General features: G+C 53.4%; 25 protein-coding genes and 1 tRNA gene. 22 read left to right on the top strand and 4 right to left on the bottom strand.

The annotated features are described in order from the left end of the window. Positions 1 to 2: 2 nt before the first annotated feature. The 11 genes from TREAZ_RS11755 to rsfS all read left to right on the top strand — a co-directional run bounded on the left by TREAZ_RS11755 (position 3) and on the right by rsfS (position 9,372). Positions 3 to 1,259: a uroporphyrinogen decarboxylase/cobalamine-independent methonine synthase family protein gene (locus TREAZ_RS11755; protein ID WP_015712086.1), complete on the top strand. Its 1,257-nt coding sequence runs from the start codon at positions 3 to 5 to the stop codon at positions 1,257 to 1,259. 80 nt (positions 1,260 to 1,339) lie between these two features. Then, positions 1,340 to 2,389 carry a hypothetical protein gene (locus tag TREAZ_RS11750; RefSeq protein ID WP_015712085.1) on the top strand — a complete coding sequence of 350 codons (1,050 nt, stop codon included), beginning with the start codon at positions 1,340 to 1,342 and terminating at the stop codon, positions 2,387 to 2,389. Positions 2,390 to 2,439: 50 nt separating this feature from the next. Then, complete coding sequence (locus tag TREAZ_RS11745) at positions 2,440 to 3,597, top strand: uroporphyrinogen decarboxylase family protein (protein ID WP_015712084.1); 1,158 nt, start codon at positions 2,440 to 2,442, stop codon at positions 3,595 to 3,597. Between the two features lie 22 nt (positions 3,598 to 3,619). Then, complete coding sequence (locus TREAZ_RS11740; protein WP_015712083.1) at positions 3,620 to 4,594, top strand: aldo/keto reductase; 975 nt, start codon at positions 3,620 to 3,622, stop codon at positions 4,592 to 4,594. 82 nt (positions 4,595 to 4,676) lie between these two features. Beyond that, positions 4,677 to 5,000 (top strand): 50S ribosomal protein L21, encoded by a 324-nt coding sequence (gene rplU / locus TREAZ_RS11735; protein ID WP_015712082.1) that lies wholly within the window; start codon positions 4,677 to 4,679, stop codon positions 4,998 to 5,000. Beyond that, a complete protein-coding gene (locus TREAZ_RS17460) occupies positions 5,000 to 5,329 on the top strand; it encodes a ribosomal-processing cysteine protease Prp (RefSeq protein WP_015712081.1) in 330 nt (109 codons plus the stop codon). Before rplU ends, TREAZ_RS17460 begins: the two co-directional genes overlap by 1 nt. 1 nt (position 5,330) lies before the next feature. Then, a complete protein-coding gene (gene rpmA, locus TREAZ_RS11725) occupies positions 5,331 to 5,588 on the top strand; it encodes a 50S ribosomal protein L27 (RefSeq protein ID WP_015712080.1) in 258 nt (85 codons plus the stop codon). Positions 5,589 to 5,602: 14 nt separating this feature from the next. Next, complete coding sequence (gene obgE, locus TREAZ_RS11720; protein WP_015712079.1) at positions 5,603 to 6,598, top strand: GTPase ObgE; 996 nt, start codon at positions 5,603 to 5,605, stop codon at positions 6,596 to 6,598. After that, positions 6,595 to 7,797, top strand: coding sequence for a nicotinate (nicotinamide) nucleotide adenylyltransferase (nadD, locus tag TREAZ_RS11715; RefSeq protein WP_015712078.1), 1,203 nt, complete (start codon positions 6,595 to 6,597; stop codon positions 7,795 to 7,797). The genes obgE and nadD overlap by 4 nt, the downstream gene beginning before the upstream one ends. Continuing rightward, positions 7,794 to 9,008, top strand: coding sequence for an LCP family protein (locus TREAZ_RS11710; RefSeq protein WP_015712077.1), 1,215 nt, complete (start codon positions 7,794 to 7,796; stop codon positions 9,006 to 9,008). Before nadD ends, TREAZ_RS11710 begins: the two co-directional genes overlap by 4 nt. Then, complete coding sequence (gene rsfS, locus TREAZ_RS11705; protein ID WP_043923075.1) at positions 8,983 to 9,372, top strand: ribosome silencing factor; 390 nt, start codon at positions 8,983 to 8,985, stop codon at positions 9,370 to 9,372. The genes TREAZ_RS11710 and rsfS overlap by 26 nt, the downstream gene beginning before the upstream one ends. Here the strand turns inward: rsfS and TREAZ_RS11700 are convergent. Further along, entirely contained in the window at positions 9,330 to 9,635 is a 306-nt protein-coding gene (locus tag TREAZ_RS11700) for a hypothetical protein (protein WP_015712075.1), read from the bottom strand. The two genes, rsfS and TREAZ_RS11700, sit on opposite strands and share 43 nt — an antisense overlap. A gap of 123 nt (positions 9,636 to 9,758) precedes the next feature. Here TREAZ_RS11700 and ispE point away from each other — a divergent pair, with 123 nt between their 5' ends. The 10 genes from ispE (at position 9,759) to lepA (ending at position 22,080) form a co-directional block, all read left to right on the top strand. After that, a complete protein-coding gene (gene ispE, locus TREAZ_RS11695; protein ID WP_015712074.1) occupies positions 9,759 to 10,694 on the top strand; it encodes a 4-(cytidine 5'-diphospho)-2-C-methyl-D-erythritol kinase in 936 nt (311 codons plus the stop codon). A gap of 34 nt (positions 10,695 to 10,728) precedes the next feature. After that, entirely contained in the window at positions 10,729 to 11,010 is a 282-nt protein-coding gene (spoVG, locus tag TREAZ_RS11690; RefSeq protein WP_015712073.1) for a septation regulator SpoVG, read from the top strand. Between the two features lie 53 nt (positions 11,011 to 11,063). Next, positions 11,064 to 11,135, top strand: a tRNA-Gln gene (locus TREAZ_RS11685). Positions 11,136 to 11,190: 55 nt separating this feature from the next. Next, positions 11,191 to 11,886, top strand: coding sequence for a 50S ribosomal protein L25 (locus TREAZ_RS11680; protein WP_015712072.1), 696 nt, complete (start codon positions 11,191 to 11,193; stop codon positions 11,884 to 11,886). A gap of 299 nt (positions 11,887 to 12,185) precedes the next feature. After that, a complete protein-coding gene (gene tilS, locus TREAZ_RS17455; RefSeq protein WP_015712071.1) occupies positions 12,186 to 13,520 on the top strand; it encodes a tRNA lysidine(34) synthetase TilS in 1,335 nt (444 codons plus the stop codon). After that, on the top strand, positions 13,498 to 15,387 hold the full coding sequence (gene ftsH / locus TREAZ_RS11670) for an ATP-dependent zinc metalloprotease FtsH (protein ID WP_015712070.1): 1,890 nt from the start codon (positions 13,498 to 13,500) through the stop codon (positions 15,385 to 15,387). Before tilS ends, ftsH begins: the two co-directional genes overlap by 23 nt. A 1-nt stretch (position 15,388) precedes the next feature. After that, on the top strand, positions 15,389 to 17,065 hold the full coding sequence (locus tag TREAZ_RS11665; RefSeq protein WP_015712069.1) for a hypothetical protein: 1,677 nt from the start codon (positions 15,389 to 15,391) through the stop codon (positions 17,063 to 17,065). A gap of 12 nt (positions 17,066 to 17,077) precedes the next feature. Next, positions 17,078 to 18,922: a S1C family serine protease gene (locus TREAZ_RS11660; RefSeq protein WP_015712068.1), complete on the top strand. Its 1,845-nt coding sequence runs from the start codon at positions 17,078 to 17,080 to the stop codon at positions 18,920 to 18,922. 12 nt (positions 18,923 to 18,934) lie between these two features. Further along, on the top strand, positions 18,935 to 20,263 hold the full coding sequence (locus TREAZ_RS11655; protein ID WP_015712067.1) for an FHIPEP family type III secretion protein: 1,329 nt from the start codon (positions 18,935 to 18,937) through the stop codon (positions 20,261 to 20,263). Between the two features lie 2 nt (positions 20,264 to 20,265). Beyond that, positions 20,266 to 22,080, top strand: coding sequence for a translation elongation factor 4 (gene lepA / locus TREAZ_RS11650; RefSeq protein WP_015712066.1), 1,815 nt, complete (start codon positions 20,266 to 20,268; stop codon positions 22,078 to 22,080). Here the strand turns inward: lepA and TREAZ_RS11645 are convergent, their stop codons facing one another. Genes TREAZ_RS11645 through TREAZ_RS11635 form a run of 3 tightly spaced genes read right to left on the bottom strand, consistent with a single transcriptional unit; the run spans position 22,081 to position 25,979 of the window. After that, positions 22,081 to 22,764, bottom strand: a complete 684-nt coding sequence (locus TREAZ_RS11645) for a D-lyxose/D-mannose family sugar isomerase (protein ID WP_015712065.1) — start codon at positions 22,762 to 22,764, stop codon at positions 22,081 to 22,083. A gap of 19 nt (positions 22,765 to 22,783) precedes the next feature. Continuing rightward, positions 22,784 to 24,478: a 6-hydroxymethylpterin diphosphokinase MptE-like protein gene (locus TREAZ_RS11640; protein WP_043923074.1), complete on the bottom strand. Its 1,695-nt coding sequence runs from the start codon at positions 24,476 to 24,478 to the stop codon at positions 22,784 to 22,786. Continuing rightward, complete coding sequence (locus tag TREAZ_RS11635) at positions 24,447 to 25,979, bottom strand: peptidylprolyl isomerase (protein WP_015712063.1); 1,533 nt, start codon at positions 25,977 to 25,979, stop codon at positions 24,447 to 24,449. Before TREAZ_RS11635 ends, TREAZ_RS11640 begins: the two co-directional genes overlap by 32 nt. Before the next feature lie 28 nt (positions 25,980 to 26,007). Here TREAZ_RS11635 and TREAZ_RS11630 point away from each other — a divergent pair, with 28 nt between their 5' ends. Beyond that, positions 26,008 to 26,259 carry a nucleotidyltransferase domain-containing protein gene (locus TREAZ_RS11630; protein WP_342632980.1) on the top strand — a complete coding sequence of 84 codons (252 nt, stop codon included), beginning with the start codon at positions 26,008 to 26,010 and terminating at the stop codon, positions 26,257 to 26,259. Positions 26,260 to 26,277 lie beyond the last annotated feature (18 nt).

Below are 26,277 nucleotides of genomic sequence, written 5' to 3'. Positions count from 1 at the left end.
CGATGGCTGCCATACCAGCCCCGGAAAAAGCCATCCTAAGGGAGCTTGCCAAAAAGCAGCTTGAATATGCAAAGCTCCCGGTGATGGAAGAACGGAAAAAACTCTGGATGCTTCATAACCGCCTTGAGGGCAAGCGCCCCATGGTGGTCATGGAAGAAGATACCTTTTTCAAAGATATACTGCCTCCTTCCCGTTGTGAACATCCTTTGGCAGCGAGGATGGAACAGCAAATATGCAAGATCATCGCAGCCCATGAAACCTTTGATGATGACAAGATTGTACCCGATTTTTTCCAGGTGAATTTTGAAATAAGCGTGGACTTTTTGGGGGTTAAGCAAAAACGAACCAGGGCTGCGGAAGGCTTAGGTTTCCACATTGAACCTGCCTTCGCGGATTTGGAAGAGGGCCTCCCCCTCCTGAAACCTTCAGAATACATTTACTGCAAAGAAGAAACCGAAAATTATGCTGCTGCTGCCAAAGATGTGTTGGGAGACATTTTGCCGGTAGTGCTTAAAAACTCCTTCAATCACTGGTTTGTCACCCCCACCCAGCATGTGGTAAACCTTATGGGCATGGAGAACATGTACTGCGCCATGATGGTAGAGCCGGATGATTTCCACCGCCTCATGGGTGCAATCACTGATGACCTCCTGCGTTGTCTCCGCTGGCAGGAAGAGAAGGGTCTCTTGCTGTTAAACAATCGCAACGATTACATGGGGAGTGGCAGCTTCTGTTTTTCCGACGAGCTGCCCGCTCCCGGCAGCAATGCTGCGAAGGGAGGAAAAGCGGTTTCCCGTGACACATGGGGCCATCTTAACAGCCAGGAGAGCATAGGCATTTCGCCTGGGCAATTCCATGAATTTGTCTATCCTTATTATGAAAAACTAGCAAAGGAATTCGGCTTGGTGTATTACGGCTGCTGCGAGCCTGTTCATGCCTATTGGGATAATTCCTTAAGCCGCCTTCCCAATTTACGGAAAATTTCCATTTCTCCCTGGTGCGATGAAGAAATTATGGGCGAAAAGCTTGCAGGCAGCAAAGTGATTTATTCCCGAAAGCCCTCCCCCAATTTCATCGGGATTAAGGCAGAGTTTGACGAAGAAGCCTTCATAGCTTATGTTAAAAAGACCGCCGCCGCAGTAAAAGGCAGGTGCAAGGCTGAATTCATTTTCAGGGATATCTATACGCTCCACGGTAATTTAGGAAAAACCCGAAAGGCAGTGGAAATCACGAGGCATATTGCCGAAACACTGTATTAGGCAAAGTCAAAGCTGTCCTGTTTAAAATTGACAATTAGACAGGTATAGCAGTTTTTGTAAGTATTTTGGCAGGGAGTGGTATGCAATACAAACCGGATTGGGAAAAAGTTCAAAAACGGTACATTGAATATTGGGCGTGCGAAAACCATGAAGGGCCTATATTGTCCGTTAAGGCCCCCAGGGATAAACAGATTCCCCCGCCCGGGAAACAGCATCGAACATTACGGGAACGCTGGCTTGATACAGAGTATATGCTGGAATCGGCCAATAGTTCTTTCCGGAACACCTATTTCGGCGCAGACTCATTTCCCTGCCTTAATCCGAATCTTGGGCCGGATCTGTTTGCCTCGCTTTACGGAATGCCTATCGAATTTGGCGAGGATACAAGCTGGTCTGTCCATACTCTTAAGGACTGGACTGAATATAAGCCGTTTAAAATAGATAGGGATAGTTTCTATTACAAAAAAATAGTGGAGATGACCGAGGCGGCAGTAGAAGATGGGAAGGATAAATACCTGGTAGGGATTACGGATATTCATCCGGGGCTTGACGGCCTCGTTGCCCTGCGGGGGCCTGCGGAATTGTGCATGGATGCCCTCGAAAAGCCCGATTTTTTAAAACGGGGAGCCATGGATCTCTTTGAAGGATTTAAAACTTTATACGGGGATCTTTTCGGTATAACCGGCCGGTATCAGCAGGGCAGCAGTAACTGGATGGGGATTTGGTATCCCGGCAGCTGGTATGTAACCAGCTGTGATTTTATCTGCATGATCTCCGGGGATATGTTCGAAGACCTTGTTGTGGAGGAACTGCAAGCTGAATTGGCGTACCTTGATGCGAGTGTTTTTCATCTTGACGGACCCGGCGCCTTGCGCCATCTGGATCGGCTCCTTGAGATCAAAGAGCTTAAGGGTATCCAATGGGTGTATGGGGCAGGGCAGCCAAGCGCTTCCCACTGGATACCGGTGTTAAAGAAGATTCAGGAAGCGGGCAAAACGTTCCAGGTAAACGCCGAGCCGGAGGAATTGCCGGTTTTGCTGGAAAGCCTTGCGCCCGAAGGGGCAATGTATATAGTCGGCGCAAAAGATGAAGCCCAGGCCCGAAGCCTGGAAGACTTGATAAAGAAATGACAGGCAAAACAGCGCTGCAGATTGCTGAAATCATATAAACGGAGAATCCTATGCCGAAAGAATCAATTATCAACCTCCCTCCTTATGAAGAAATGAGTCCCGGCGCAAAAAAGATGCGCAGCTTCTATGATTTGAAGCCTGATGCCCCCATTTATCAGAAGGAATTCGGTTTTTATTCCATGGATCGCTGGAAGGCCGAAGGGCATTTAAGCGCAGATGTAAGCGAAAAGGAGCTGGCCGGACTTTTCGGGTTCGATCCTCCCGGTAAATATCAAACAGGAAATCTTGGCTGGTGCGAGGCAGGTTTTTGTCCTGTTTTTGAAGAAAAGGTTTTGGAAGATCTGGGGGAGTACGAACTGGTTCAGGATTTTGCGGGCCGGGGGGTTAAATGCTTTAAGAACCGTCGGAGCGGCTTCATGCCCGAGTATGTGGATCATCCGGTAACGGACATAAAGACCTGGGAAGAAAAATGCCTTTGGCGTATGGACCCGCAAAGCCCGGAGCGTATTCCTGATATTGAAAAAGCCATTGCAGGCGCCAAGTCCGCTGCGGCCGAAGGGCAGATAATCTGCGCAAACCTTGTGGGCGGTTATATGTATCTCCGCAGCCTCATGGGGCCTGTGGATCTTATGTATCTTTTTTATGACAATCCCCAGCTTATACACCGCTGCATGGAAGGGTGGCTTGCGCTTGCGGATTCTGTGTATGCCCGCATCCAAAAGGAAGTGGTCTTTGACGAAGTTTTCATCGGCGAGGATATTTGTTACAACCACGGCTTTCTTATTTCAGTGGATATGATTCGTGAATTCATTTTCCCCTATTATCAGCAGCTTCTTGCAAATGTAAAATCCCGGCAGCTGGACAAGACGCGGAAGCTCCATTTCCAGGTGGATACCGACGGCTTTTCTGATCCTGCCATTCCCCTCTACAGGGAACTGGGCATGGATTATTTAAGCCCTTTCGAGGTTGCGTCGGGCAGCGATGTGGTGCGTACCGCCAGGGAATACCCCTGGCTTCTTATGAGCGGCGGCTTTGACAAGCGAATCATGGCCAAAGGCAAGGACGCCATAGACCGTGAAGTTGACCGCATCATGCCTGTGATGAAAAAGCGGGGAGGGTACATACCTACCTGCGATCACGGGGTGCCCGAAGAGGTGAGCTTCGAAAACTACCTCTATTACCGTAAGCGTATGCTGGAATTTGCCTGATTTTTGCTGTATAAGTAAAAGCATGAAATACATACAACTCGGCTCCGGCATTCCCGAAGTTTCCAGGCTTAGCCTGGGGACAGTTTTTTTTGGGACTACTGTAAGCAAACAGGACTCTTTCAAGCAGATGGATGCCTTCTTCGAAAAAGGCGGAAATTTCATAGACTCCGCCAGGGTGTACGCGGACTGGCTCCCCGAGGGCCACGGGGCCAGCGAAAAAACCATCGGCGCATGGATCAAAGAGCGGAAAAACCGCAGCCGCATTGTGCTTTCCACAAAAGGCGCCCACCCTAACCTTAAAACCATGAACATAGCCCGCATGAGCCTTGCCGAGGTTCAAAGCGACCTTGAAGACAGCCTTGCCGACCTTGGAACGGATTATATCGACCTCTATTTTCTGCACAGGGATGACGAGTCCCGGCCAGTGGAAGAAATTCTTTCCATGCTGGAAAGTTTCAGGAAAACCGGGAAGATACGCCATTACGGCTGTTCCAACTGGGCTTTGGCGCGCATGGAAGAGGCCGATAAAGTTGCCGCCGCCAAGGGCTATGAAGGCTTCCTCTGCGACCAGATACGCTACAGCCTGGGGGATTTAAACCTGGATGCCATAGAGGATAAAACCTGCATAGCCATGGACAAGCCTATTTTCGCCTACCACGAAAAGTCAAAAAAAGCTGTCATGGCCTATAGCTCAACCTGCCATGGCTATTTCCCCAAAAGGCTCAAAGGCAGGGCAGTCTCGCCTTCCCATGAAGCGGTATACAGCAACGACTCCAACAAGAAGCTTTTGGAAAGGCTTCCTGCCTGGGAAAAGCAGTGCCGGATAAGCGCGGCAGCCCTGGTACCGGCCTATGTGGCTGCCCAGGATTTCCCTTCCATCCCCATAGTGGCCTTTTCGTCCCTGGAACAGCTTGAGGAAGTGATCCCCGCAGGGGACGCGAGCCTCCCCAGGGAACTTCTGGATGAAATCAGAGGCATCAAGAAGTTTACCTTCTAAATAGAGCCAAGGACTAAGGTCTTGACATTTGTCCGCGGTTTGTGATATAAATATCCTCTAATTGTGTTGAGAAGGAAGAAATATGTACGCGATTGTTGAATTTATGGGAAAACAGTACAAAGCCGAGAAAGGGGCTGTGATCAATGTGGATAAAATTGATGCCGAGCCCGGTTCTACGGTGGATATAGAGTCTGTGCTGTTGGTTTCCGGCGGTGATTCTCCGGATTCGGTGAAGGTCGGCGCCCCTTATGTAGCAGGGGTCAAGGTTTCCGCGACCGTGGAAGCCCACAAAAAGGCCGATAAAATCATCGTCTTTAAGTACATGCCCAAGAAGGACTACCGGCGCAAGCAGGGCCACAGGCAGCAGTACTCGGTCATCAAGATCCAGGATATCATCGGGGCCTGATGATACAGGCTGAAGTGGTTTTGGACGGAGGACTGTTAAAATCCTGCCGGGTTCAAGGCCATGCAGGCTCGGGGCCAAAGGGCAGCGATATAGTCTGCGCGGCGGTTTCGGTATTGTCGAGGACCGTTTTGAGGACCCTTTCCAGGCGGGAGGGCATAACAGTCCGGAGTGAGGCTCCGGAACGGGGTATTTTGTTGCTTGAAGCCGAAGGGATAGGCGGAAGCAGGGAGTTTCTTGCGGCTGCCGGGGCTTTTCTTTGCGAGGGCCTCCTTTCGGTGGCGGAGGAATATCCCGAATTTTGCCAGGTAACTATAGAGCGGAGGAATTGATATGGCTCGTAAACGGGGCGGCAGTGGCGCCAAAAATGGACGGGATTCTCAACCCCAGTATCTGGGTATCAAAGTTTCAGGGGGCGGCATTGTAACTGCCGGCTCAATCATAGTCCGGCAGCGGGGAACCAAGATCCACCCCGGAGCCAATGTGGGCTGCGGCGGCGATTACACCCTCTTTGCGAAGGTAGACGGGACTGTGTCCTTTATCCAGCGCAGAGGCCGGAAGCTTGCCGCGGTAATACCCGCAAGCACGTGATCTTTTAAGGGTGCGTGGAAAAATTTGCAGACGAAGCGCTTATTGAAGTCTCCTCGGGGTCGGGCGGGAACGGCTGTGTAGCCTTCCGCAGGGAAAAGTATGTCCCCAACGGCGGCCCTTCAGGCGGCGACGGCGGCAGGGGTGGCGATGTTGTCTTCCAGATTCGCCGCAATCTCCGCACTTTGGCCCATCTCCGGTATAAACAATCATTTAAGGCAGAAAACGGCAGAGACGGTGAAGGCCGGGGCCGCTACGGCAGAAACGGCGAGGATATTTTTATCCCCCTTCCTCCCGGAACCCTCATCAAAGACGCTGATTCAGACGAACTCATCAAAGATTTTGGTAAAGACACGAACGATTTTACTTTTCTCAAAGGCGGCAACGGCGGCTGGGGCAACATACACTTCAAGTCGTCGGTGAACCAGGCGCCCCGCAAAGCCCTGCCCGGCAAGGCCGGCGAAAAGCGCCGCCTCAAGGTGGAACTCCAGGTGATGGCGGACATAGGCCTTGTGGGCTTCCCCAATGCGGGGAAGTCCTCCCTCCTTGACCGTTTTACCAATGCCAGGCCCCGCATCGCTTCCTATCCTTTTACCACGAAAATTCCAAACCTCGGCGTGCTTTCCCTGGGCGACCAGGATATCATCATTGCGGATATTCCGGGCCTCATCGAAGGGGCTTCGGAAGGGCTTGGCCTGGGCATACGTTTCTTAAAGCACATTTCCCGGACTGTGGCTCTGGCCTTTTTGGTGGACCTTGGCGAAGACAATTACCTTGAAGCCTTTGATGTGCTCCTCAGCGAGCTTGACGCTTTTTCCCCAGAGCTTACAGCCAAGAAACGCATTCTGATTGGCAGCAAGCTGGATAGGGAAGAGGCTGCAGGCAGACTGGAAGAATTCAAAAAGAAATATCCCAACGAGGATGTACTGGGCATTTCGGTTTTCTCAGGCGAAGGCATACCCGAGTTAGCCGCCCTTTTCGGCCGCCTTGTGGGCGGAGATCCGGCGAAGTGAAAGCCGCTATCCTTGGGGGCAGCTTTAACCCCGTCCACATGGGCCACCTCTTTTTGGCCGAGGCAGTGATTTCGGGCCTGGGCTATGACCGGATCATCCTTATACCTGCATTTCAGTCCCCTTTTAAGCAGGGCGCCACAGGGGCATCTCCCAGGGACCGCCTGGACATGCTGGCGGCTTCCATTGCCGGGGATCCCCGCCTTGCCATTGACGACTGCGAGATAAAACGTGAAGGCATTTCATATACCATAGATACCATCGCGGATATAAAGAGGCGCTATTGCCCCAAATCCAAGCCCGGCCTCATCCTTGGGGATGACTTGGCCCCGGCTTTTTCCCGGTGGCACAGCGCTGACGACATCGCGGAGCAGGCGGACATCATCATTGCGAAACGGCTTTTCACTCTTTCCAATGACGGGGATTCCTCCCCTGGGGAAAACAGGCAGGGCTTTGCCTTTCCTTACCCCTACACAGCCCTGGATAACGAGATCATGAATGTTTCTTCCGGGCTGGTGAGGGAAAAAATTTCTGCCAATGAAAACTGGCGATACCTGGTGCCTGCCGGAGCCCGGTACATCATTGAGGATCGGGGGCTTTATGGGTTTCCTAAACCGGCAGAAGACGGGATTGCCCTGGAACAGCTGGTACTCATAGAAAATGCCGCCAGGAACACCCTAAAGCCATCACGCTTCCTCCATTCCAGAAGCACAGCCCTTTTTGCCAGGGATCTCTGCCTGCGCTATGGCTTAAACCCCAGGGCAGGCTATCTTGCAGGCATTGGCCACGATATATGCAAATCCATGACCTCGGGCGAGTTAATGGAGCTTGCGCGCCATGATGGAGAAGGGTTTTCGGAATTTGAAAAGGAGATCCCTTCCCTTGTCCATGGCCGGGCTGCGGCGGTTCTGCTTAAGGATCGATACGGCATACAGAACAGGGACATACTTGAAGCGGTAAAATGCCATGTTACAGGCTGTGCAGGCATGGGGCCCTTGGCCAAGGTTCTCTATGTGGCGGACAAAATCGAAGTTTCCCGGGGCTATGCTGATCCGTCTTTACGGGAAATGGACATAGGCTTGGACGAGCTTTTTGCAGTAGTCCTTAAGACGATAACAGACTGGCTTTCAAGCCAGCAGCTTGCGCTCGCCCCGGAAACCAAAAAGCTTCTGGAATCCATCAACAAAGAGCGCACAGGATGAGGAAAAAAAACAAGGCCGACGCTTCCGTGCTTCTCCTCATTTTTATAGGCCTCATCCTTTTTGGGGGCGGGATCTATGCATTCTTTACCCTGAAATCGGATCCCCTGGAAGAATTGCTGACCGGCGACAGGGTCATCAATACGCTTTTTGTGATAGAGCGGCAGGGGAAGCCCCTCAGCACCTATGTGCTCATGTACTACCCCAATACCAACAGGGCTTCGGTCTTTGACATACCCGGGGCCATGGGGCTTATACTTCAAAAAGTGAACCGCGTGGATCGCATTGATTCTGTGTATGACCCAAGGAGGATTTCGGATTACGAGCAGGAGATAGAAAAGCTTCTTGGGGTGGATATTTCTTTCTTTTATGCAGTAAGCATAGAAAACCTTGGGAAGATAGTGGATTTGATCGAGGGGGTGGAGATATTTATCCCCTCCCGGGTGGATATTTTCCAGGACGAGCCCATACTCTTCCCCTCGGGGCTTACGCGGCTTGACGGGGACAAGGCAAGGGTCTATGCCACCTACGAGCTTCCGGAAGAGAATGGGGAGCTTGCGAATTTCAGGCGCCAGCGCTTTTTTCTGGGCCTTTTAAAACGCCTTGGGGAGCAGAATGAAACCCTGAAAAACCCCCAGGTAGCTCAAATTTATCAGTCCTTCATAAAAACCAATATGAGGGAGAGGAGCAGGGTGCGGCTCTTTGATGAATTCGCCAGGATTGATACAGACAGGGTAAGCATACAGTCGGTAGGCGGGAATCCCCGGGAAGTTTCGGGCCAGACCCTTATCTTCCCCTTTTGGAACGGCAGCCTGGTTAAGGATATAGTGCGCCAGTCCCTGGCGGGCCTGGTGCGCCCTGTGGAAGGCTCCCTGTCGGAGCGGGTTTTTACCGTCGAAATTCTGAACGGTACCACCGTCATAGGGCTTGCGGGGCGTACATCTGAACTGCTCCAGGGCTTTGGCTATGATATCATCTCCATAGGCAATGCAGATTCCAGCGACTACGAACGCACCCTCATTATAGACCGCTCGGGTTTTCAGGACATGGCAAGGGATTTTGGCGGGATCATCCACTGCACCAATATACGTTCTGATGCCCTGGCTCCGGAAAACCCGGAGCTGGGCCTGGATTTGCAGAATCTTGAATATAAAGCTGATTTTACGCTCATTATCGGAAGGGATTTTAATGAAAGATACGTTACCGGAAACTGAAAGCATGGCCCTGGAACTGGGCAAGCTCCTTGAAGATCACAAGGGGAGCGATATTGTTGTCCTTGACATGAGAAGCCTCAATTTTTGGACTGATTTTTTTGTGATTGCCTCGGTTACCAGCAGCGCCCATCTTTCGGGGCTGGAACGGCATATCAAGGATTATTCCCGGAATAAAGGCATCGAACCCCGCAGATCAAGGAAGCCCGACATTGAGGATGAATGGTGCCTTATCGACCTTGGGAACTTGGTTGTGCACCTGATGACAAGCCGGAGCCGTTCCTTTTATGAGCTGGAACGGCTTTGGAGTTCGGCCCCAGTCATCTATTCTTCAAAATCGTCGTCGAAGTCTACGCCGTCTTCGTAGTCGAAATCTTCGTCCTCTTCGTCATCGAAGTCGTCGTCCTCGTCATCGAAGTCGTCGTCCTCGTCATCGAAGTCGTCGTCCTCAAATTCGTCGTCCATGTCTTCGAAGCTTTCCTCTTCGTCCATATCCTCTTCTTCCTCGTCATCATCGTCGAAAAGGAGGAAAGGGCAGGGTAAATCCTCGCCCTGCCCGCTGTATACGGGCATTAAGGCAAATTCCGGCAGCAAAGTTTCTTCGCTCATATCGGCCTCATGCTGAACCATAATATACTCCGTTACATTATAATTTATTATCAAGCTTCCCTTGAAACATAAGGGAGAGTTTCAGTATCTGTCAAGCCTTTGTCTTGGATCTTGCATCATTTTTTTTTATAATCATTCCATTCGATGAAAAACCTTGTTTCCTGCAGCATCCAGGCCCCATGCAAGATCAACCTGCACCTTATGGTGGGGGAGAAAAGGCCCGATGGTTACCACGACCTCCAAAGCATTTTTGCTGCCCTCGATTACAGCGATACTTTGACTTTTGAAATTGTCTCCTGTAATGGAAGCTTTGTCCAGCACTGGGAAGTCCCGTTTGAAGAAGATTGTGCCATCCCCCCCGGACAGAATCTGGTCAATAAGGCTTTGGGGCTTTTCAGGGAGAAAACCGGCTTTGCCGCACATCTTTCCATTCATGTCGTCAAGAGGATCCCCGCAGGAGCGGGCCTTGGGGGCGGCTCCTCTGACGCCGCATCGACTCTTCTGGCCCTCAATGCCCTGTCCGGCGCCAATCTTGCCAAGGCAGAACTATTGGAAATGGCAGCGTCCCTGGGGAGCGATGTGCCTTTCTTCCTTAACGGGGGGGCTGCCTGGGCCTCGGGCAGGGGGGAACACCTTGAGCCCTTGCCTTGCCCAAAGGATCTTTGGGTGCTCCTCGCGAAGCCCCCTTTTGCCAGCCCCACCGCAGAAGCCTATGGGCTTCTTGACGAAAGCCGCGAAACCGGCAGGCTTGAAGCGGGGGAATATCCGCCCCATAAGCCTGGCAGGCTGCTTTCCCCCAGGGATTTGGGGGATGTTTTGGCAGGCCCTCCCGAAAAATGGCCATTTTACAATGATTTCTTACCGATTTTGTCAGAAAACAGGGAATACCTTCGGCTCCTGGAAAAATTGGCCATATCGGGATCGGCTTTTTCGGGGCTTTCGGGATCAGGTTCCTGCTGTTTTGGCATATTCAGGGAGAAGGAAACCGCCCAAAAAGCCCAAAAAGCCCTATTAAACCGCAAGATTTTCACGGAATTGACGTTTTTTCTTGCTAAATTTGCAGAACCAGTATTAAAATGAAGGTACATAATTCTGGCCAGTAAAGGAGAGCGTCATGGAGATTACAGACATTCGTGTTCGTAGAGTGGCCGGCGAGGGAAAGTTGAGAGCCTATGTTACGGTTACATTTGATGACTGCTTTGTGGTTCACAATGTAAAAATAATCGAGGGGAAGACTGGTGTGTTTATCGCCATGCCAAGCAGAAAGACCCGTGCGGGGGAGTACAAGGATGTGGCCCATCCTATCCATCCTGAATTCCGTTCGGAATTGCAAAAGAAAATTCTCGATCAATACGACATGGGCGCCGGCCCCGACGACCAGACTCTGGAAATATAAATCAAGGGGCTCTTGCAATTTCTTCTCAATTTTTGCTATACTTTCTCTCTAATTGGGACGTAGGCAAGTGGTAAGCCACCGGGTTTTGGCTCCGGCATGCACAGGTTCGAACCCTGTCGTCCCAGAACCTTGTCGTCCGAGAGCAACAAACGCCAATGAGGCTGATAATAGGAGCATAGAATGAGTCAGGTAGTATTAGAGGCCCATGCAAGGGCCAAGAACGGATCAGGGGAGGCACGCAGGATTCGCCGTGCCGGCCGCATTCCCGGGGTGCTCTATGGCCGCAGCGGGGAAGCCCATTCCATAGATCTGGACGCTTTGGAATTTACCAACGGGGTTAAGAATATTTCCGAAAGTACTATTGTAAAAGTGGACGTAGACGGGAAATCCTACGACGCTTTTGTAAAGGATACCCAGCGGAACATCATGGATGGCAAAATCCTCCATGTGGACTTCTACGAAGTGGAAAGCGGCGTTGCCTTGAGGGCCCGCGTATCCATCCACCTCCAGGGCAGCCCTATAGGCGTAAGGGACGGCGGTATTCTCGAATTCCCCCTCCACGAAATCGAAGTGGAATGCTTCCCCAAGGATCTGCCCGAGCGCATTGATCTGGACGTTTCTGCCTTGAGCGTCAACCAGAGCATCCACGTCAGGGATATCCCCCTGGCTTCAGGCATACGCCTTATTTCAGGAAGCGATCAGGTAGTGGCCCTGGTGAAGTACGCCAAGGAAGAAGCCGTTGTTGCCCCAACTGCAGAAGAAGCAGCAGCAGCCGGCCCCGCAGCCACCGAACCTGCGGCAGCAGGCGCCGCAGCCCCGGCAGCCTCTGGCGCCAAAGCCGCATCTCCGGCAGCGAAGGCCGCGGACACAAAATAGTTTGTTAGCGCCATTAAAACGGCGCCAACAAGCCCGATAAACGCTATGCTTCGCACAGCGTTTATCGAGCTGTTTACGCTGCGGGCGGCTTCGCGCCCTTGGGCTTCGCCACATTGCGGCTTTGCCGCAACGTCGTAAACAGCCATTGGGGGCGACGGCGGTGGTAGAACGGCGCCAACAGCCATTGGCAGGTTAGCGACAACAAGCACGAGTTCTGTATATGGTGTTGTCTTTCCTTTGTGCGATTTAGGCGACTTTGTGGTTAAATTCTCTTCATCTTTTTATGGTAAAATTACGTTATGAATTCTTTTGAAGCCGCGGTAAGTGCTGGTCTTGGGGATTGGCCCAGGGGAACAGTGTTTATTGCGGCTGTGTCGGGGGGAGCTGACTCTGTCTCCATGCTCTCTGCGCTGGCTTCTTTGCGGCAGGAGAAAGGTTTCATACTCCATTGCGTTCATGTGGAGCATGGTATGAGAGCCCCTGATGAAAGCTTGGCTGACGCTGGGGCTGTGGAAGAACTTTGCGGAAAGCTTGATGTGGCATGCAAGGTGGTTTCCGTAGGGAAGGGGAAGGTCGCCAGGGCTGCATGGGAGAAGGGCATTGGGGTTGAAGCTGCGGCGCGGTTGTACCGGCACCGTATCTTGCGCAGGGAGGCCCGTCTGTTAAAAGCTGAAAGGGTTTTGATAGCCCATACCAGGGATGACCTCCTTGAAACTGCATTGATGCGCATGCTTAAAGGTTCAGGGCCGGGGGGGCTGGCTGCGATGCCCAGGGAAAGGGGGCTTATACTGCGGCCACTTTTGGAATTGGGCAGGAAGGAAGTTCTTGCCTATCTCGATGAAAAAAATATTTCTTATTGTACGGATTCCACCAATTCAGACACAAAATACCTCCGCAACAGGATACGGTTAAAGCTCATGCCTTGCATGGATGATCTTTTCCCCTCGTGGCGCAGAGGGGTGGAGGCGCTGGGGGAGACCCAGGCCCTGGCGGCGGGTTTTTTGTCTAGCGAGGCTTCCAGACGATTGGAATGGAAAAAAGACGGGGGAGGGCTTTCTATGCTGGCGGAGAAATTTTTGGCCGAGCCCTTGATTATTCAGGAAGAGGCTGTTTTCGGGGCGGCGGATCTTTTGGCTGTCCGGGCCGCTGTTCCCCGGCGGGCAAGCCTCCGCCGTTTCCTTGCAGGGCTTCCCGGGGGGGCTTTGGCCTCTGATCTTGGGCCCATCAGGGTTGAGATACGGGGAAACAAGCTTTATGCAATGCCTTCTGACCGGGAAAAAGGAGAGAAGGGCTTTTCGCTGTTGATCAAAGGCCCCGGCTCTTATAATCTTAAAGGATGGTTTACTGTTGAGGCAGGGGCTGACGGCGATACCTCAATGGAAACCGGCGAGGGGAGTGTTTTTTTTGCTTCCTATCCCCTGGTTTTGCGGCCCGGCCGCAAGGACGAGGCCATCCTTAAGACAAGACAAAAAGGCCGTTTTCAGGGTACAATGGAATGTGTCGCTGCCGAAGATTGCGAAGGGCTTGCTGCCCTTATCGGCGCCGGGAAGCTGCTTTATGGCAGAGAGGAAGCCCCGGGATATTCAAAGTTCATTATTTCCGGGGGTATAGATGTTCGACGATCAGAAAGATAAGATTCCGCCCCGCCTGAGCCCAGGCAAGCCAAACAGGTTTGCCCTGGTTTTTTTCCTGGCTATGGTGGTTCTTTTTATTGCGTATTTTTTCAGGAACAACGATGGGCCTGCCAGGCAGGAAATACCCTATTCTGAATTTACCCGATCTCTGGAGCTGGGCGAGCTTACAGCAGTTACCATTCATGAAAACAACACCATCGAAGGCATACGCCAGGTCAGCGGGACAAGGCAGAATTTCAAGACCCTCATCCCCTATCAGGACCCGGCCCTGCTCCCCATGCTGAGGGAAAAGGGCATCAGTGTTTCCGGGGCTGTCTCCCAGATCAGCCCTTTGCGGATCTTTTTGGAGATACTTCCCTGGATCATAGGCTTCGGCTTTATCTGGTTCATGTTCAGGAATATGCAGGGCTCGGGGAACAAGGCATTCCAGTTTGGGAAGAGTCGGGCCAAGCGCTACCATGACGAGGGCAGGAAGATCACCTTTGCCGATGTGGCAGGCCAAAAGGACGCCAAGTACGAATTGCAGGAAGTGGTGGCTTTCCTCAAGGAGCCCCAGAAATTCACCAAGATGGGCGCAAGGATACCCAAGGGCGTGCTTCTTGTGGGCATGCCGGGCACAGGCAAAACCCTCATGGCCAGGGCAGTGGCAGGGGAAGCCGGCGTTGCCTACTTCCACATGTCAGGTTCCGACTTTGTCGAGATGTTCGTGGGCGTTGGCGCAAGCAGGGTGAGGGATCTTTTTGATCAGGGCCGCAAGAGCGCGCCCTGCATCATCTTTATTGACGAGCTTGACGCGGTAGGCCGCACCAGAGGCGCAGGTTACGGCGGAGGCCACGACGAGCGTGAGCAGACCCTGAACCAGCTTTTGGTGGAAATGGATGGCTTTGACTCCAAGGACGGGGTGATAATCCTGGCCGCCACCAACAGACCCGATGTGCTGGACCCAGCCCTTTTAAGACCCGGTCGGTTTGACCGTCAGGTAGTGGTTGCTATGCCGGATATTAAAGAACGGGAAGACATACTCAAAATACACTCCGCCAAGATCCCCCTTTCAGCAGGTGTGGATCTGGTGCGCATTGCCAGGGCAACCCCGGGCATGAGCGGCGCGGACATTGCGAACCTCGTGAACGAGGCCGCATTGTTCGCTGCCCGACAGGACAAGAAAGAAGTGGAGATGCCCGACTTTGAAGAGGCCAGGGACAAGATACTCATGGGGGTCGCCAGGACTACTTTGGTGATTTCCGACAAAGAGCGGCGCATGACTGCCGTGCACGAAGCAGGCCATGCCCTGCTTCACTACTTCCTCAAGGACGCAGATCCTCTCCACAAGGTGACCATAGTCCCCCATGGAAGGGCCCTGGGCATGGCTATGTCCCTGCCCGTGGAGGACAGCTACAGCCGAACCAAGGGCTGGATACAGGACCGTATAGTTATCTGTTACGGCGGTTGGGTGTCGGAGAAAATCTTCTACGACGAGACCACCACAGGTACCAAGCAAGATCTGGAGCAGGCTACTGACATGGCCCGCCGCATGGTCTGCGAATGGGGCATGGCCGACGAAATGGGGCCTGTGACCTATGGCCAGGAAGACGAACCTATTTTCCTGGGCAAGGAAATCGCCAGGCATAAGGATTATTCTGAAGATACTGCCCACCGCATCGATAAGGCCGTCAAGGAGATTCTTGATGCAGGCAGGATCAAGGCGGATGATATACTCCGTTCCAACAGGGACAAGCTTGAAAAGCTCTCCGAGGCGCTCCTGGTACAGGAAACCCTGATTGATGATCAGATTCGTTCGCTGCTGGGTTTCCCGCCCCGGGAGACCCCGGCATCCCTTGCCACGCCAAGTCCTGCGTCCGGAGCGTAAGATGTATCCCCGGCATTTGCTGGCAGTGTTGATCTTTTCTCTTTTTGCCTTTGGTCTTTTCCCTCAGAGTTTTGACGAGATTCCTTCTGTTGATTTGTTGGGAGATCCTGCCCAGGCTGAAAAATATGCCGGCTGGGCTGAAAAGGCCATAGCAGAAGGCCGCTGGGCAGAAGCCCTGGCGGTTCTTGAGCGGGCAGCCGATTACAGCGATGTTTCTTTGGATCTCTGCTATCTGCTTGCAAAAGCCCGATCCCATTTCAACCAGAGCCGGGGGGCAGTGCTGGAAGCCCTTGGCAAGGCTTTAAAAGCCAAGGGCCGGCAAAGGTATTCCCCCGATGACGTGCGGCTCATGGCGGCCGAAAATTTCATCGCTTTGAGGCGTTATGGCGAAGCCCTGAACATACTCGATGCACTGCCCGATAGCTATGAGAAAGCCCGGTTAAGGCTTCTTTCCCTCCGTTTTTTGCCCAGCATAGAAGAATTCCACCGTTCCGTGGCATCCGCGCTGGACAGGTATCCAAGGGAATCAGGGCCTGCGCGTATTTTCTTCTCTTACCTTCAGGCGAAAAACGCTGCGGGGCAGCAGAGCGGAGGTAGGGATAGCTTCGCGGGGGACCAGGAACTTTTGGAATTAATAGTGAGGCGGCTTCCAGTGCTCATCCCCCTTGATCCCGAGCTGGCCTGGATGGCCGCCCCTTTCTTGCGGGATATTGAAGATGCCAGGCGCAAGGTGCAGGCGTATAGGGCGGTGAATGTCCCGGTTCCCGCCTCCCTCCCTGTGAGCCTCAACATGGGGGTCATCGACGAGGAAACAGCCCTGGAAGAACTCTTTCAATACCGGGATTCGGGCCATAAAACCATCGACAAGGCCCTGCTTGAAGATATTTACCGCCTTTTGCGGGACGAAATCAGGCGGAGGCTTTTTAGGAGAAACCTTTTAGAGTGGTCAGGTGTTATAACAGAAGACGCTGATGGCGACAGCATTGCCGAAGCTTCGGCCCTTTACCGCAGAGGCCAGCTTGTTGCGTATTCCTATGACGCGGACCAGGACGGCCTTCCCGAGCTGAGCCTTGAATTTGAGGCCGGTGATCCCAGAAGCGCCCAATTGCCGGTGAGCGATGACGACAGGCGCATGATAACCGTGCAATGGGAAGAATATCCTTCTGTGCTGGAAGCCCGGTTGGGGGACGAGCGTTACATACCCAGGCCCTTGGACTTTTATTTTTCGCCTGTGAAATTCACGGAGATAACGGGGAGCGATCTGCTCTTCCCGGTCTCTGATCCGACAGCCCGCCTTACAAGGCGTACCCTGGTTTCTTTTGCCCTCAAGGTGGAAAGACCGAGCCAGGAATTCTCCGGCGGAATGGAAGTTGTGGAGCTTAGCCGGAGCATACCCATCAGGGCGAGGGAGTATCTGGACGGGCTCATGGTCTCGGAGACCGATTTTCTCCGGGGCAGGCCCCTGGCCCAAAGGGTAGATCTTGATTTGGATGGCAGGCTCGAAACGGTTCGGCATTTTCGCCGAAGCCCTGTGCCGGCCACGACCCTTCCGGGTTCGCCGGATCCTTCGGATTTGAACGATCCTCTCATCCTCCTGGACTATAGCCGCGAGATTGATTATGCCGACAGCGATTGGGATGGCGATGGGGTCTATGAGACCCATGAACCAATCGGTTGATAAGGAAACGAAATGGCTTTTAAGAATTTAAAATGGGCTCCCGCTTTTATATTGGCCCTGTGCGCTATCCTGCTTTCCTGTACTACCCAGGCCCAGGCTGAACGCCGCCTTGTCCAGCCTAAATCGGTAAGCGCCTTCAGGCTGGACGATATGGCTAAATTCGCTTCCAGCGATCCTGCCAGGGCAATACATCTTCTCGAAGTATATAAATCAATCTACGGCCCGGGAAGCGTAAACCCCGAGGGGGAAGATCCGGAAATTCAGGAGAGGCTGGCCAGCCTTAGGGAAGAAGCTTCCGGGAACCTTAAAGCTTCCCAGATCAAGGCAATCCAGGAAAAACGATGGGCCGATGCTGCCTCCCTGGCGCGATCTCTTTCGAGCCTGGGCATCTCCGTGGAAAACACGGGAGACGAGCCCGACCTGGTCCTGGAATATGCCAAACAGCAGCTTGAAGAGGGGAACATGCTTCCCGCCTTTTTGGCTGCCGTGAGGTCCCATGAACTTAAGCCCCTGGAATACGAGGATATCCTCCTCTTCCTCGAAAAAGCAGTGGCTGCCAGGCAGCGCCGCACAGCGGCTTTCTTTTTAAGCATCATTAATGCCAATGATACTGTCCCCTCCGAACTCCGTGCCTATGCAGAAGGCCGCGATCTTCCCCAGGATATGATCAAGGGAGTGGCAACAGTCTGGGTTGATCGAGGCTACCGTATAACCCGGGGCAGGGGCGTGCCTGACCGGGTGCTGGGATCGGCCTTTTTTGTGGATGCCTCGGGCTTCCTTATCACCAATTACCATGTAATAGCCAGCGAAGTGGATCCCAAATACGAGGGCTATTCCCGTATGTTCATACGTATGGGGGATTCAGCCAGCGCCCGCATTCCGGCCAAAGTGGTAGGCTGGGACAAGGCCATGGATCTTGCCCTGATAAAGGCCGAATTTACACCCGAGTACATCTATTCGGTGGTGGACAGGGTCATCCCCAACGTGGGGGATACAATCTATGCTATAGGTTCCCCTGGGGGCCTTGAAAAAACTGTAACCCAGGGCATAGTTTCGGCTCTTGGCCGCCGTTACCTGCAAATTGGGGATGTGATCCAGATTGACGCCGCAGTGAACCACGGGAATTCGGGAGGGCCTGTAATCGACATGACTGGTCGCCTTGTGGGCATAGTTTTTGCCGGCATAGAACAGTACCCAGGCCTTAATTTCGCGGTCCCTGCGGAAAGGCTGGCAGCAGCCCTGCCGGCCATGATTGCAGGGGGCAAGGCCGAGCGCCCCTGGCTGGGGCTTTCGGTGAGCGAAAACACCGCCGGCGCCGAAATTATCTATGTAGCCCCTTCAACCCCTGCTTCGGATCAGCAGATCAAAGAAGGTTCCGTCATTAAATCCATCAACGGCATTGCCGCAAGCGCCCCCCAGGGTACCTTGATACCAACCCTGCAGGATCTGCTTTTCCCCCTGAGGCCCGGGGAATTGGTGACCATGGAGATTGCCGATTCGGAAGGGAACGTGAAGCCGATGCTCATCCAGGTGACGGCCAGGCCCGAAATCCCCCTGGCAGAGGCCGCCAAAAAGGACAGCAAAGAGCGCATAGCCGCCCCCCTTTTCGGCCTTATCCTGACTACCGCTGCAAACGGTTCAACCTTTGCGTCTTACCAGATTAAGAGGGTAGTCCGGGGCTCGGTGGCTGACGAAGCGGGGCTTTCGGAGAACGATCCTGTTTCCATCAGGGGGTTCAGGATACTGGAAAATGAAGGGTATGCCCTTATGGAAATCAATGTAAAAAAACGCCGGCTGGGCTACATGGAAACCAGCATGCAGCTCCCCGCCTTGCTGGATTCACCTGATACATTGTAGACTGGAGGTTCTATGGGTGACGAACTGGACAGCACACAAGAAACTCTGAAGGCCCTTGAACCTTATATAAGCGCGTGCGACGCCTTTGTGGCAAGCTCCGAAGGCTATATCACCGGGCTGCGCTATGATGACGATTTTATGTTCGCCCCCCTTATCATTGTCATGGAGCAGGGCCCCATGGCGGAAGCAATCTCGGGCTTTGCAAAAAAGACGGGCTTGCCCATCATCGATAATGTCATGCTTGCCCGCAACCTCTTTAGCTACGGCAAACTTGGCCAGCCTGTCCCGGAGCTTTGCTATCGTGAAATCATGGCCGCCTTTTCAAGGTTGAAGTTGAAGAAGGTTCCCCTGTCGGTCAGGAACAGAAGGATTAAGCCAATAAAGAGGCCCCGGCTTCTGACTATAGAAATGGGCCAAACCCTCTGGGATTTTCTGGGGATTGAAGGCTTTCCCCAGGGGGACGCTGATGCTATGGCAGATTCCCTGGCAGCGCCTTTAAATAAAATCAGGAAACGGCTTTGCCGCCTTATGGGTTTTGTGGTTCCCCGCATCCGGGTCTCCAGGAACCCCCGCCTAAATCGGGGCGAATACCGCATACTGCTCAAGGGACTTGAAGCAGGGAGAAGGCAGCTCGACCTGGACTGGTATGGTTCCGATGGCCTGGGCTTTAATGCCGAGCTAATCCACGGAGCCGCAAGAATCGTCGCAGCCGCAATTGTCCGCCATGTGGACGAAATCGCCCTGAAGCGGGCGCCCGACTTTTTGGGCCGCGACGAAGTCCAGCAAATCCTGGACACAGCCGAAGCCAAGTACCCTGTGGTTACGGGGGAAGTGAAAAACCTTCTAAGCCTTGGGAGCATCCGGGACATATTGAGGGGTCTCTTAAGCGAGCAGGTTTCCATACGCCACATGCCGGCCATACTCGAAACCCTGGCCGACTGGGGCAGTTTTGGCCCTGCCCCCAACGATGTGATCATCGAGCAGATACGCCAGTCGTTAAAACGGCAGATTTGCCTTGACTATGCAGGGGATGGGCAGGTGCTCAGGGTCCTTACCCTGGAAACGAACCTGGAACAGAGTTTTGCCGACAGGCTTCTGCCCAAAGAAAACGAAACCCCCGCAAGCGATGACTGGCTCGATATTTTTTCCCCTGCGATTAAAGGCATGGAAGACAAGGGCCTTCCGCCCATTATACTCTGCTCCCCCATGGCCCGGAGCTGGCTCAAGGAAATTACCCGGAAAAAATTCCCCAACCTGGCGGTTCTGTCCTATATCGAAATTCCCCCGGACATCAATGTCGAGCCTGTAGGAGAAATCAGGCTTGAAGAGGGCGCCTTTTAAGCATGGCCGAGATACAATACATACGCAATTTCTGCATCATTGCCCACATCGATCACGGAAAGTCCACCCTTGCCGACCGGCTCATCCAAAAAGGCCATCTTGTAGAAGACCGCGATTTTCAGGATCAGATCCTGGACAACATGGACATAGAGCGGGAACGGGGCATCACCATCAAGAGCCAGGCAGTCACTATCCCCTATACAGCGGCAGACGGCCATGAATACGAACTCAACCTGGTAGATACTCCGGGGCATGTGGACTTTACCTACGAGGTGTCCAGGGCAATCAATTCCTGCGAAGGGGCACTGCTCCTGGTGGACGCAACCCAAGGCGTGCAGGCCCAGACCCTCTCCAACATGTACCTTGCCCTGGAGCACAATCTCGAAATCGTCCCAGTGATCAACAAGATAGACATGCAGGCCGCGGACATCAACATGGCCAGGAAGCAGATCGACAAAGACTTAGGGCTTGATTCTTCGGAGGCCCTCCTGGTCTCCGCCCGCACCGGGCAGGGGGTGGACGAGCTTTTCGAGGCCATCGTGAAACGCTTCCCCCCGCCTGCGGGAAAAGTGGATGCCCCCCTGCGGGCACTTATCTTCGACTGCCATTACGACCCCTACAGGGGCGTGGTTGTGCATGTGCGCCTTTTTGACGGAACCCTTAAAAAGGGGATGAAGATACGCTTTATGTACAACGGCACCGAGTACGATGTTGAGACTGTCGGCGTCTTCAAGCTTGCGCTCGTCGAGACTGAAGAGCTGAAAGCCGGCGATGTAGGCTACTTTATCGCCGGGGTCAGGACTGTGAGCGATGTCAGGGTAGGCGACACGGTAACAGGCGCGGAAAATCCCTGCGAAAAAGCCCTTCCGGGTTTCCGCGAAATCAAGCCCGTGGTGTTCTCGTCCATATACCCTGTGGATTCAAACGATTATGAAGAACTCAAAACCAGCATCGAAAAGCTCAAGCTCAACGATGCCTCCCTGGTGTACGAAAAAGATTCTTCCGCCGCCCTGGGCTTCGGCTTCCGCTGCGGCTTTTTGGGCCTTCTCCACCTGGAAGTGATACAGGAACGGCTCGAAAGGGAATTCGATCAGAGCGTGATCTTCACCGCCCCTTCGGTTAAATACAAGGTGTACGTGAGGAACGGGCCAACAGCCGAAGAAATCATGGTGGACAATCCTGCCGATTACCCCGGCGATGGCCGTGTCGAAAGCGCCGATGAACCCTACATTCGCGCATCCATCATTACCCCCACAACCTTTGTCGGGAACATCATGACCTTGTGCAATGAGAAGCGGGGAGTGCAGACAAACATGACCTACCTGGACGAGAAGCGCGTGGAACTCGTCTATAATATGCCCCTTGCGGAAGTGCTCTTCGATTTTTACGATCGCCTAAAAAGCATAAGCCGGGGCTATGCCTCTTTCGATTATGACATCACTGAATACAAGAAAACGGATCTGGTAAAGCTCGACATACTCCTCAACGGCAAGGCTGTGGACGCCCTGTCCCAGCTCGTGTTCAGGGACAATGCCCAGGCAAGGGCCCGCATGGTCTGCGAACGGCTCCAGGAAGAAATCCCCCGCCAGCAGTTCAAGATCCCCATACAGGGCGCCATAGGCAGCCAGGTCATAGCCCGCGAAACCGTGAATGCCCTGCGCAAGGACGTCTTGGCCAAATGCTACGGCGGCGACATCAGCCGCAAGCGCAAGCTCCTGGAAAAACAAAAAGAAGGCAAGAAGCGCATGAAGATGGTAGGGGATGTCGAGCTGCCGCAAAGCGCGTTCCTGGCAGTGCTGAAATCCAAGGACGAATAACTATCCCCTGTATTTCTCGTAGTCCCCCACCAGCAGGTGCAGCGGCTTTTCGTCCTCGATGATCTCGGGGAAACGCCCCTGATCCTTCAAGAAGTAGTTATCCGTATGATCATCGTTGACCATGGAGACCTCGCCTAAAAGCAGGGTGGATTTGTCCGCCCAGAATTCGTGGAACACCCCCCTGGAGAGGCTGATGCTTTCGCCCTGGGAAAGCCGTATTACCGTGCCTGCGGGTACGGTGAAATTCCTGCCGTCCACTGCCACAGGGACAGGGGATTTTTCGTCCAGTTCCCGGGGGCCGATAGAGCCGTAAACCCTGATGCAGAGCTGGCCCTCGCCCCCCCGGTTGATGATGTCTTCCATCTTGGCCTTGTGATAATGGTAGGGCGTCACCTGGCTCGGGAGACCTATCATGAGCTTTTCCGCATAGGTCTTTTTGTTTGCCGGGTCGTGATAGTTGCCGTTCCGTATGGTAAAAAGGAAGAGGCCGATCTTTTCATAATCCCCGCTGCCAAAGTCGGTCAGATCCCAGCCCAGCTGGTTGTTCTGAATCTCGTCGTACTCAGAGCCCTTGCCCTTCCATTCATCGGGGCTCCAGAATGCAAAGGGCGGAAGATGGAATCCGTTCTTCCTGATGAACTCCTTTGCATCTTTGATATAATGATTGATTTCTGATCTCTTCATGATTGCTCCTGCCTTATTATCAGATGTTTTCAATTTCTCGTAAAGTCATATCCCATAGTTTGATGAAAGGATCGATCTCGGCCCGCACCCGTTTCAGGAATGACAAATCCGACGAAGGCGGCCGCCTGCCCCCTGTGCCCGCGCATTCGGGGAAATGGGCCCACAGGTAATCGCATTCATCCAGAAGCCCGTCAAAACTGTCCTCCCCGGATTCCGTCCCTGTAAGATAATCCCGCAGCCTCAGAAGCAGGTTTTTTTCCTGTTCAATGAAGGCGTTAAGATTCGCTTTTGGCATAGGCGCTGGCGAATCATTGCAAGGGACATATGTTCCCTGTGCCAATACCCTGACGGCCTTGTCAAGGGTCAATGTCCTTACCCCCAGCGCAAGCCCCGGCCCTTCAATGTCGAAAATGCCTGAATCCTTTGAAAACTCCTGTTCGAACAGTTCCCGGTAGTTCCGCATGGCAGGATCGCTCCGCACAGGGATTCCGCTTTTGGATTGAACCGGAAAGCAGCCCTGCCTGAACGCCGCCGCTGCATTGAGGGGTGAAGCGAAACGGTTTAGCGAAGCAAGCTTGTATAGGTGTCCGGGGGAGGAGCGGGCATGGTAGCTGTCCATGGTAAAGGAAAAGTCGATGCCCCCGGTTATGATGGGACCCCCGGAGAGCAGCCTTGCCAATTCAACGGCGGTGAGGCCCACCGAACCCATGGGGCTCATGCTTGTGGGGAGCAGGGATTTTTCCGCAAGGCGGTTAAAGAGGCGCAGGCCAGTCCAGGGGGTCATGAAGATATAGGCTTTGCCCGCCAGTACCCTTGCGGAAGCGGGGAGGCTTGAAAGATCCAAAGCCGCAGAGGCGCCCCACCCCGAGACGCCGGAAAAATCCCTCAAATTCCAGTGCTGGCTTTCAAGGATCGCCACAAGGTCGGGCATGATGGAACGGTCTTTGAGGCAAGGTATGCAGGTGTCGGCGCAGATTATCCTGAAGGGCCTTGATTCAGGCTGAAGGGCTTTATCCCCAAAAAAAGAAATCACCCCGTCCAAAACTTTGTCCAGGGAAGGTCCTGCGCCTAAAACCAGCACAGGGGAACCGCCATAGTCGAGGCTGGAAATATCATGCAGCCTGGGGAGCAGGCGCAGGTTCCTTACCGCATTCCGCGCGTAGAGGCGGCCAAGTTTTATGAGGGTCATGGCATTACCCCAGCCGGTTGCCATGTCGCTGCGCAGATCCTCGGCAATGCCGCTGTAAGCCTCCGGGAAAAGCTGCCAGCCCATAGAGAGGCGCAGCATTTCTACGCGGCGGAAACGCCGTTCGCCCCATTTGCTGCGTACATACCTGCAAAGCTCGGGGCCTGCCCCGCTGCCGGCCTTAACCAGGGCAATGCTGCTCTTGGCCCTGCCCAAAAGGGCCCCCATATTCCTGACTGACAAATCATAGAGCTGTTCGTCAGCCTCGATGCAGAGCACGACAGAATTGTTTCCAAGCTTGCCGAGGAGCAGATCAAGGCCGTACCCGTAAAGAGGGGAGGGGCAGAGGTAAAGGGTGCGGTCTTTTACGGGAAGCGCCGAAACAAGGCGTTCAGCCTGGGCTATAGGATCGATGCGGGATAGGAGCGCCTTCCCAAGGTAAGTGACTGAAAAGCCCCGGCGGGCAGGAAGCTCCCGGGGCAATTCAGGGGAAGCGCTAATTGGTGTTCCAGATGTGCTGGAAGACATCCCAGAACCTGTCGTCCAGTTTGCCGTTGCTGAGGAAGTAAGAGCTGACACCCTGCTGCACTGAATCGTTGAGCCAGTAGGAATAGTAAAGGCCAATGTAATTGTTGAATTCAGGATCGGAGACAGTCTCTTCGGTTGGATAGAGGACGATTACATTGTCCCCCAGGACAAAGGGTGAAGAAGGGCTATTTATGGAAGTCCCAAATGCAGCCTGCCAGAAATTCTCGTTGGTGCTTGCGTTCCCCAATTCCGTAACCCCGGAACTCGACACAGAGGGGAAAAGCGAGGTATCGCCGTAGTTGACCGGGATTGGGCCAAAGCTTTTCTTCTCTATGGCGCGGTTGCCAATGGCGGAATCAAAACCGGCCTCCCTTGCGTCGGCAGTGAATTTCTCAGCCTCCGCCAGGGTGTAGTCTTCCGCCTTGCCCCGTTCAAAGGACATCACATAACTGCGGATTTTGTCCACCACCGAAGTGTCGCTGGTGTCGGCGTTATGGGGCTCTTCCTCGGCCCTGAAGAAAGCCCAGCTTTTTTCGCCTATGGCAAGCACATCGCTGAAGCTTCCCCTGGAAAGGTTTACGATCCCCTGGCGTATAGTCTCGTCGCTGATGGTCGAAGCCAGCTCGTATGCCATGATGATGCCCATGTCCCCGCCGTTCTCGGTGAAGCTATCCTGGGAATTAGCTTTGGCAGCGTCTTCAAAAGTGGTAGTCCCGTCCTGAATGGAGCCGAGGATCTGCCGCGCGTCCCTCTCGCTGGAATTAATGGTGATCCGGGAAAGGTGGGTAACCTTGAAGAGCTGGGGGTTGGCCTGGGCATAAGAAACCACTTCCGAATCCGGGTAAGCGCTGACAGGGAAGGCTACCAGGTCGAATTTCCTTTGGGGGGAAGCCAGGTCGCTCACAAAAGAAGATTCCTGGGAAGAAACCTTGAGCTCCGTGAGGTCCTGAACATAGTGCCCGACAGATACGCTGTCCTGCACCTGCCTCCAAAGGGCAAGCCGCCTGTTATTGTCAAGCTGGCGGTATTTTGCAGCCGAGAAACGACCGTTTTCCTGGAACTCCGGAAGCAGCGCCACCTCCCGGTCCACCACATCCTCAGGGGCCACATATCCGGCCTGCTTCATTTCGTCCAGAATCCCTGCATGGACTACTGCGGACTCAAAGGCCTGGCGCCAGATCTGGTAGAGGACGAACTGGTAATTGCTTTCGGTCAGGGACGACTGGTACTGCTGCGCCATGTTCTGCTGAACCTGGTAGAAGTAATTCCCTTCCACATAGCTTATAGGCGCCTTGTTGTACGAGCCAAAAGTCAGGTTGAGGCCAGCCCCCCCCTGGGCGCTTGGCACGATAGCGGGCACAAGCACAAACGCCACAATGACGATTATCAGGATCACAATGGTCCCGATAAAAATGAACGGATTAGCCTTAAACCGCCGCACAAAATCGTTTTTGATAGATTCTTCCTGCTTTTCGGGCAGTTTCTTCTCTTTTAATGCCATAATCACTCCTGGCTCTTAGTCGATATCTTTGTCGATAGAAGGGAATGATAGCATCTTGGGGGGGAATCGTCAATTATGGCAGGGCATATCCTTGATTGCTTGCTCTTATGCCTATGGAATAGCCCATAAAGATTCAGACCTGGATTTGATGGTGGTTTTGAAGGATGATGCGGCAATCCGGGACATGGATGCGATTATCAAGATACGTTATGCCATTGACGAAAAGAAATCCATGCCGGTAGATATTGTGGTGAGCAGACATAGCGCCTTCGGGCGGTGAAAAGAGGCCCCGGCCATT

It is taken from the genome of Leadbettera azotonutricia ZAS-9 (assembly GCF_000214355.1).
In the GTDB taxonomy this organism is placed as follows: Bacteria; Spirochaetota; Spirochaetia; order Treponematales; family Breznakiellaceae; genus Leadbettera; species Leadbettera azotonutricia.
This window is presented reverse-complemented; position numbering and strand designations above follow the sequence as displayed.

Bases quoted from the DNA above. Each gene is read 5' to 3' on its own strand.
- TREAZ_RS11755 (WP_015712086.1), top strand. From the start codon at position 3: ATGGCTGCCATACCAGCCCCGGAAAAAGCCATCCTAAGGGAGCTTGCC.
- TREAZ_RS11750 (WP_015712085.1), top strand. From the start codon at position 1,340: ATGCAATACAAACCGGATTGGGAAAAAGTTCAAAAACGGTACATTGAA.
- TREAZ_RS11745 (WP_015712084.1), top strand. From the start codon at position 2,440: ATGCCGAAAGAATCAATTATCAACCTCCCTCCTTATGAAGAAATGAGT.
- TREAZ_RS11740 (WP_015712083.1), top strand. From the start codon at position 3,620: ATGAAATACATACAACTCGGCTCCGGCATTCCCGAAGTTTCCAGGCTT.
- rplU (WP_015712082.1), top strand. From the start codon at position 4,677: ATGTACGCGATTGTTGAATTTATGGGAAAACAGTACAAAGCCGAGAAA.
- TREAZ_RS17460 (WP_015712081.1), top strand. From the start codon at position 5,000: ATGATACAGGCTGAAGTGGTTTTGGACGGAGGACTGTTAAAATCCTGC.
- rpmA (WP_015712080.1), top strand. From the start codon at position 5,331: ATGGCTCGTAAACGGGGCGGCAGTGGCGCCAAAAATGGACGGGATTCT.
- TREAZ_RS11710 (WP_015712077.1), top strand. From the start codon at position 7,794: ATGAGGAAAAAAAACAAGGCCGACGCTTCCGTGCTTCTCCTCATTTTT.
- rsfS (WP_043923075.1), top strand. From the start codon at position 8,983: ATGAAAGATACGTTACCGGAAACTGAAAGCATGGCCCTGGAACTGGGC.
- TREAZ_RS11700 (WP_015712075.1), bottom strand. From the start codon at position 9,635: ATGGTTCAGCATGAGGCCGATATGAGCGAAGAAACTTTGCTGCCGGAA.
- ispE (WP_015712074.1), top strand. From the start codon at position 9,759: ATGAAAAACCTTGTTTCCTGCAGCATCCAGGCCCCATGCAAGATCAAC.
- spoVG (WP_015712073.1), top strand. From the start codon at position 10,729: ATGGAGATTACAGACATTCGTGTTCGTAGAGTGGCCGGCGAGGGAAAG.
- TREAZ_RS11680 (WP_015712072.1), top strand. From the start codon at position 11,191: ATGAGTCAGGTAGTATTAGAGGCCCATGCAAGGGCCAAGAACGGATCA.
- tilS (WP_015712071.1), top strand. From the start codon at position 12,186: ATGAATTCTTTTGAAGCCGCGGTAAGTGCTGGTCTTGGGGATTGGCCC.
- ftsH (WP_015712070.1), top strand. From the start codon at position 13,498: ATGTTCGACGATCAGAAAGATAAGATTCCGCCCCGCCTGAGCCCAGGC.
- TREAZ_RS11665 (WP_015712069.1), top strand. From the start codon at position 15,389: ATGTATCCCCGGCATTTGCTGGCAGTGTTGATCTTTTCTCTTTTTGCC.
- TREAZ_RS11660 (WP_015712068.1), top strand. From the start codon at position 17,078: ATGGCTTTTAAGAATTTAAAATGGGCTCCCGCTTTTATATTGGCCCTG.
- TREAZ_RS11655 (WP_015712067.1), top strand. From the start codon at position 18,935: ATGGGTGACGAACTGGACAGCACACAAGAAACTCTGAAGGCCCTTGAA.
- lepA (WP_015712066.1), top strand. From the start codon at position 20,266: ATGGCCGAGATACAATACATACGCAATTTCTGCATCATTGCCCACATC.
- TREAZ_RS11645 (WP_015712065.1), bottom strand. From the start codon at position 22,764: ATGAAGAGATCAGAAATCAATCATTATATCAAAGATGCAAAGGAGTTC.
- TREAZ_RS11640 (WP_043923074.1), bottom strand. From the start codon at position 24,478: ATGTCTTCCAGCACATCTGGAACACCAATTAGCGCTTCCCCTGAATTG.
- TREAZ_RS11635 (WP_015712063.1), bottom strand. From the start codon at position 25,979: ATGGCATTAAAAGAGAAGAAACTGCCCGAAAAGCAGGAAGAATCTATC.